Genomic DNA, 6,685 nt, shown 5'->3' with positions numbered 1-6,685 from the left:
CGTACTGTGTGGGACGGATCGAATTTCGGTACTTGAGAGAGCATTTTGATCTCTATTCCCTGACGGTTGATCCGCTCACCCGCATCCGTATCGAGTGATCCGTGGACGATCTTCATCAGTGTTGATTTGCCGCTGCCGTTTTTGCCGACGATAACGATCCGTTCCCCTTCGTCGATATGGAAATTGATATTTTCTAAAATTTTTTGGGCTTCATAGTGTTTGCTGACACCGAGGAGATCGACTAATGCCATATTGGTTTAATTCCTATGTGAGGATACGTGAGCGAATTATAGCGGATGGGAACTTAGAGGGGGTATCTGATAGTAATATCAAAAGATGACTCTTCTATGACTGTTAAAGTGGTAAAATACCCGTAATCAATCGAGGAGTACAACTATGATAAATACAAAATTAACGTTAACCCTATCTATGCTTTTGGCGGCAGCTGTCAATGTCAATGCAGGTCAAATTGACGGCGGAGCGGTAGTGGGCAGTATGGTCGGTGCGGGAGTCGGTGCAGCAGTCGGTTCCGCTACCGGTGGAAAAAACGGTGCAATCATCGGCGGCGGAGTCGGCGGGGCAGTCGGAGCAGCGGTCGGAAGTAAAGATCAACCCCGTTCTTCAACACAGGTTAGTAGTAGAGAAAACGTGGTCTATGTAGAAGGCGGAAATCGGGAAGAATACCGCGAACACCACGATAACGGAAAACATAAAGGGCAGTATAAACATCATAAGCACGATTGATCGAGCAAAAAACCTTTAAAAACAGTGATTACGTGAGAGGTACCATGTTGCGATCGCGTAATCATTATAGGGTGTTTCCCTCTGAGCAGGCGGGATGGAATCGTTGCGCAGTTTGCTTCGGATAATCCCAAAGACGATAAAACCTAACAGCAAAGTACCAAGAGCGATAAACCAATCGCTTTGCCACCATACAATCCCCGCAATAATATAGTTTCCATAACTCAGTGCATATCCTAACATCCGTGCAAAAAATCGGCACTGACGTGTCGGCAGGGTAGGAGTCGGATCGATATGGAAGGTTAAGTGTTCATTATTCATACGCAAATTATAGCGGATGGCGGTTTAATGACAGTTAATCGGCTTTCGAGTTACCCTCACATGTGCTGATTTTAAGGCGCTTTGGAATGAAAAAGGGTCGTTTGTGACGGGAACCAAAGTGTTTATTGGAGTTTCGGGATAACCGAACGGGGCAAACAGATGATTCGGTGCCAGTTTTCCGAAACGGACGGGAAGTTCCAGAGAACCTAATTGGTTTGTAATAACAACACTGTCTCCTTCGTATATACCTCTCTCTTCCGCTTCATTCGAGTTCATCACAAGATAGGGGTGCTCTTCTTCTTTCATAAGCTCCGCAACGTGTCCGGTACGGGTCATCGTATGCCACTGTTTTTTGGTTCGGCCGGTAATCAATACAAATTGATTTTTATCCGGATGCGAGGCAGATGAGATAATCGGATGAAATTGCGCCTTGAACGTCGGTGTGGCGAAATGTTCATTCGCATAGAGGCGTTCGCCTCCCCATTGATAGGAGAGAGAATCGTATTCTTGGCTGCTTTGATCGCAAAAACGATTTTTTGTAAGGGCTTTATATTCGTTATAGATCGCTTCTGCCCCGGTGTAGTCGAAGCCAAGAAATCCCAGTTTTTGTGCTAAGCCGCAAATTATTTCGCTGTCGCTTTTGGCACCGGCAGGTCCGGATTTAAAAGGGCGCACACGCTTGATAAAACGCTCCGAGTTGGTCATACTCCCCTCTTTTTCTCCCCATGAAAGTGTCGGCAGGACGAGATTGGCAAGCAATGCCGTTTCACTGAGGACACAGTCCTGGACGACCAAAAAAAGCTCAGGATTACTGAATGCCTTCTCTGTTTTTTTCACGTCGGGAAGGGTGAGAAGCGGATTGGTACAGGCGACCCACAAAAATCGGATTTGATTGGCTGACATGGCATCGATCGCATCGGTAACGGTGATACCGGGAGTAGGGGAAATCGTATCCGGAGGAAGGTTCCAATACACTTCGCATGTTGCTCTGTCATCGCTGTTGCGGACATCGCGGTATCCCGGAAGGGCGTTCGAGAGATACCCGACTTCCCGTCCCCCCATCGCATTGGGTTGGCCCGTAAGTGAAAGAGGGAGCCCTTTTTGGACATTTAAACGTCCTGTGGCTAAAAAAAGGTTGATAAACCCGAGATTGCGCATGACGCCGTCTTGTGCTTGATTGAGCCCTTGACACCATAACCCGAGTATTTTTTTATCGGATGCAAAGAGTTCAACAAGCGTTTCAACATCGTTTAAAGGGAGTCCGCAGGAAGCGACGGATTCCGCAAAAGGGATTTCTATAGCGGCATTAAGGGTTTGCTCGAATCCTTCGGTTGCACGATCGATAAAGGCGGTATCGCAGGCACCGCGTCGATAGAGCTCGGCTAAGAGGGCGTTATAAAGCGTCGTATCGCTTCCGCCGGAGAGTCCCATCCACAGATCGCTTTTTTCGGCTGTCTCGGTATAGATCGGATCGATGACAATGATTTTTGTCTCCGGATGGGCTTTTTTACGTGCCAGAATCCGACGGAAGATGACCGGATGTGCCCATGCGGGGTTGGAGCCGCTGATGATAATGGCATCGGCATCGTCGATATCGGCGTAATTTCCTACTGGGCCGTCACTGCCGAATGCCATTTTATGGGCGACGACGGCGGTTGCCATGCAAAGGCGGGAATTCGCATCGACGTTGTTGGTTCCCAGATACCCTTTTATGAGTTTGGTAAAGAGATAGCTCTCTTCGGTTAGCAGTTGTCCTGAGAGGTAAAAGTAGAGGGCATCTTTTGGGAGAGAAGAGATGTTGTGTGCAAGAAGAGCGATCGCTTCATCCCACGATATTTCCTGGAACGGTTTTGATTTATCCGCACGATAGAGCGGGGCGCTCAAGCGATGGGCATCGAGTGCTTTTGCCATCTGAATCGGTTTGAAGCACAAATCCCCTTGGGTAGAGGGGTTGGTTTTATCCCCTTTGACTTTGAATCCGTTTTCGCCGCACTCTATCGATAGTGCGCATCCCGTTCCACAAAACGGGCAACCGGTTGAGGTGGTGTTATTCGCTTTCATGGAGTGTTTTCTCGATATCGTTTACGATCTCTGTAAAAACTTGATACCGGAGCATCGGGTTGGGATGGACCATTTTTTCAATAATCTCTTTGTAGGGACGATAGAGTATATCCATGGATTTGGTATCGAAGTGATACGGTTTTTTCCCTTCAACAAACGGATCTTCAACGTCATAGGCTTTTATTTTCGTAATCGAATGAACCAGTGCCAAACCGAAACCGTAGATTTCATCGCTCTCTTTATGATTTCCGCCGTGTGTTTTAAGATTAAAATGCAGCTGCGCTTCGAGAGAATTTTGCTCCATATGACGATTCCATCGCATTAGAAATCCGATAGCATAGTTGCTGTATCGGCTTTGCAAACGGCGGATGAAATATTCCAGACTCTCTTTTTGCATTTTTAAATCACGATACTCGCGCATGAATTCGGCAACGTACTCTTTTGCCTCATCCAAGACGACCCCTTTGAGCAGAAGATGTCCCTCTCCTCCTTCACCGCTGAGGGTTCCGCCGATAAAGATATCGACTCCCAGCACCGTTTTACCGCCTTTAGCGACTTTGCATCCGACGAATCCCAAATCTCCTGCTCCGTGAACACCGCATCCTTTGACACAGGCCGACCAGTAGAGGCGTATCTTGGCATCTTCCATCGGAACGGTATGGGAAAGATATTCGCTCATGGTAATGGCATCGGGTTTACCGGGTATAACACCGAACGGACAATGTTCGCTTCCGGCACAGGCGATGAGGTTTGCCATATACGGAGAGGGACGGTTCGGGTATTTGACAAAGAGCGGTGATTGAAGGGCGCTCTCTTCATCACGAATTCCGGTGATAATCAGGTTTTGCTCAATGGTAAGACGGATTGAGCCGTTTTGAGTTTGGGCGATTTCAGCTGCGTGCCGAAGGTCGGTACCGCTGAATACACCGGACGGTACTGCCGAATAGAGGGCGAATGATCCATCTTTGAGAGCTATTTTCCCGTAATGATCGCCCCCCTCCAATGCCGATAGAGACTCTCCCGCTGTTGGCATCGTGTGTCCGAGCTGCTCTTCGATCGCTTTTCTGAACTCATCCATTCCGACCGCTTCGATCAGAAATTTGAGGCGGTTTTTGTTGCGGTTGTCGCGGAAACCGTAGGTTTTAAATAGGGTTGCCACCGCTTCGAAAACCTTGACTGCTTCATCGGGCAAAACAAACATATCGGCGTTGTGAGCCAACGATCCGACACGGCCGCCAAGATAGAGGTTAAATCCGTAAATCCCGTCTTTTTGCGCGAGAGAAAGGGCAAAGTCCTGACCGAAGATATTGCATCGGTTGGAAAGCGAGCCGTTGATCCCGATGTTGAATTTTCGGGGAAGGGTGGTGATCCAGTCGGGATTTTTCAAAAAGATCGATTGAATCCCTTCCAAAATACTACGGCAGGAGATAATGTTGTCCATAGCCAAGCCATCAAGCGGGTCGATGAGAATGTTGCGGAAATTATCGACACCGGTTTGATAGCCGGTGAGGCCGACATCTTCGAGCTGTTTGTAGAGTTCGGGGATATCTTCAATACGCAGGTATCGCAGTTCGATCTGCTGACGGGTCGTGAGATCGATATAGTCCTGACCGAATGTTTTGGCGACATGGGCGACTGCCATAGCCTGCTCGACACTCAACGCCCCTCCGGCAATCCGAACGCGTAGCATAAAGCGCTCAGGGGTGGCAGGACGGTCGAAAAGCCCGAAACTTTTGAGGATAAAATCTTTGTCGTCATCATTGATCGACGCATAGCCGTTTTTTGAATACCCTAACACACGTTCCCATGCTTGGGCAGCGTTAAAAGTATCTTTTAACGATTCGGTTTTGTGGCGTTTGGCACTGCGTGCTTCATTAGCCTGCATTAGCGATGTCATAGGAAACCTCCTTCGGTTCATAGCGGTATTTCGGAAGTACCTGAGAGAGATTGACCACTTCACCGAAGACGAGAATTGCCGGTTTCGGTGCTCCTTTTGCCGTTGTAACAAGCTCACTGAGGGTCGTTATGATGGAACTTTGGATCGACGTGGTGGCGTTGGAGATGATCGCGACGGGGAGATGGGGATCGATTCCCTGATCCACTGCTTCTTTGACGATTTGACGTATACGGCTGAGACCCATCAAGACCACAGTAGTATGGTCGCTCACTCCGAGCATCGGAATCCATGAGAGGTTCACACGGTCTCCCGACAAGTGCGCCGACACGACCGAGACACCTGTGCTGACACCGCGAGCCGTCGGAGCGATTCCTACCGAAAGCGGGCCGGAGAGTGCCGATGAGATTCCCGGAATTACTTCCGTTTCGATACCGTTGGACATGGCGTAAATCGCCTCTTCGGTTCCGCGTCCGAAGATATAGGGATCACCGCATTTGAGCCGGCCGACGGTGTATCCCTGGTGAGCGTATTCGGCAATCATAGTATTGATCGTTTCTTGCGGAAAACTATGTTTCCCTTTCTCTTTCCCTACAAAGACGACTTTGGTCTGAGACGGAATCAGATCGATGATCTCCTGGGTGAGAAGATGGTCAATCAATGCAATATCGAGCATGTTAATCGTTTTAAGAGCTTTGAGGGTCAGTAAATCAGCATCACCCGGACCGCATCCGATCAAATAAAGTTTTCCGTTCATTGTATTTTCCTTCAAGTCTATATTCAGACTTTTTTATCTGTAAAAATAATAGTGTAAAATATCGATAAGTAAAACAAATTTATGATTATTTTTTAATCAATGCGTTGTCTCAATTTAAAGGATCAAAAAATGGCACTGTTTCCGATGTTCGTTGATTTAAAAGATCAAGATTGTTTGATGATAGGGGGAGGGGAAGTTGCGTTACGAAAAATCGAGCAATTGGTAAAGTTTTCTCCTCGATTAATGCTCATTGCCCCTGTGGTTCATGACGAGATTCGGGCACTTTCAAACAGCTATCCGATTGAAATAATAGAGCGAACATACGAACTGAACGATATAGAAGGGCGTTTTTTGGTGATCGGGGCACTCGATGATATCGATGAGCAGGAAAAGATTTATGAAACGTGTATGGCGGCTAAAACACCCGTCAATTGCGTTGACTCTCCTGCATTGTGCAGTTTCATTTTTCCGGCATTGATCGTGGAGGGAGATTTATGTGTGGGAATCAACACAGCAGGACGTGCACCGGCGGTGAGTTCGGCTCTGCGAAAGTATTTGACATCGGTGATTCCGGAAGGGATTCACGAACTGATCGATAAAGTGCATCGTATCCGTCAAAACGAACCGGTCGGCAAAAGCCGACAGGAAAAAATCATTGGAATGTGCCGGGAATTTTTTTCTCGGGTGAAGAGTTGAAACTAATTCACCCGCGAGGGGTGAAAGACTAGAATTTATAATCGAGCTGCAACCAGATTTTGCTGACGTCAGCGGTATATCCTGTAATATCACCGCCTTTGTAAAAAGCGGCTTTGGCAAGTCCATTAAGCCCTTTGACTCCCGGAACGGCATTGGTGTAGAGCATATCCCATTCGCTTCCGAGATCGTTTTTTCCGCCCATGGTTACATCAGTT

Annotated in this window: 7 protein-coding genes and 1 pseudogene; 2 read left to right on the top strand and 6 right to left on the bottom strand. The window is 47.8% G+C overall.

Features of this window, described 5'->3' with window-relative positions; genetic code table 11:
- Window positions 1–251 (bottom strand): ATP-binding cassette domain-containing protein (locus PHE37_RS13715; RefSeq protein ID WP_300008817.1); only part of this gene is annotated, 251 nt, incomplete at its 3' end.
- Window positions 252–396: 145 nt separating this feature from the next.
- Here PHE37_RS13715 and PHE37_RS13710 point away from each other — a divergent pair.
- Entirely contained in the window at window positions 397–744 is a 348-nt protein-coding gene (locus tag PHE37_RS13710) for a hypothetical protein (protein ID WP_299997271.1), read from the top strand.
- 15 nt (window positions 745–759) lie between these two features.
- On the opposite strand, the gene PHE37_RS13705 is transcribed toward PHE37_RS13710, so the two are convergent.
- Genes PHE37_RS13705 through cobA form a run of 4 tightly spaced genes read right to left on the bottom strand, consistent with a single transcriptional unit; the run spans window position 760 to window position 5,774 of the window.
- A complete protein-coding gene (locus PHE37_RS13705) occupies window positions 760–1,062 on the bottom strand; it encodes a hypothetical protein (RefSeq protein ID WP_299997268.1) in 303 nt (100 codons plus the stop codon).
- Window positions 1,063–1,086: 24 nt separating this feature from the next.
- A complete protein-coding gene (locus PHE37_RS13700) occupies window positions 1,087–3,123 on the bottom strand; it encodes a molybdopterin-dependent oxidoreductase (protein ID WP_299997265.1) in 2,037 nt (678 codons plus the stop codon).
- Window positions 3,110–5,020, bottom strand: coding sequence for a ferredoxin--nitrite reductase (locus tag PHE37_RS13695; RefSeq protein WP_299997263.1), 1,911 nt, complete (start codon window positions 5,018–5,020; stop codon window positions 3,110–3,112). Before PHE37_RS13695 ends, PHE37_RS13700 begins: the two co-directional genes overlap by 14 nt.
- Window positions 4,998–5,774 carry a uroporphyrinogen-III C-methyltransferase gene (gene cobA, locus PHE37_RS13690; protein ID WP_299997260.1) on the bottom strand — a complete coding sequence of 259 codons (777 nt, stop codon included), beginning with the start codon at window positions 5,772–5,774 and terminating at the stop codon, window positions 4,998–5,000. Before cobA ends, PHE37_RS13695 begins: the two co-directional genes overlap by 23 nt.
- 129 nt (window positions 5,775–5,903) lie before the next feature.
- On the opposite strand from cobA, the gene PHE37_RS13685 reads away from it, so the two are divergent.
- Complete coding sequence (locus PHE37_RS13685) at window positions 5,904–6,470, top strand: bifunctional precorrin-2 dehydrogenase/sirohydrochlorin ferrochelatase (protein WP_299997257.1); 567 nt, start codon at window positions 5,904–5,906, stop codon at window positions 6,468–6,470.
- A gap of 28 nt (window positions 6,471–6,498) precedes the next feature.
- Here the strand turns inward: PHE37_RS13685 and PHE37_RS13680 are convergent.
- Window positions 6,499–6,685, bottom strand: a pseudogene (locus tag PHE37_RS13680) (hypothetical protein); the annotation flags it as partial.

It is taken from the genome of Sulfuricurvum sp. (assembly GCF_028681615.1).
Taxonomy (GTDB): domain Bacteria; phylum Campylobacterota; class Campylobacteria; order Campylobacterales; family Sulfurimonadaceae; genus Sulfuricurvum.
Note: the sequence above shows the minus strand (reverse complement) of the source record. Positions and strands in the feature narration are given on the sequence as shown.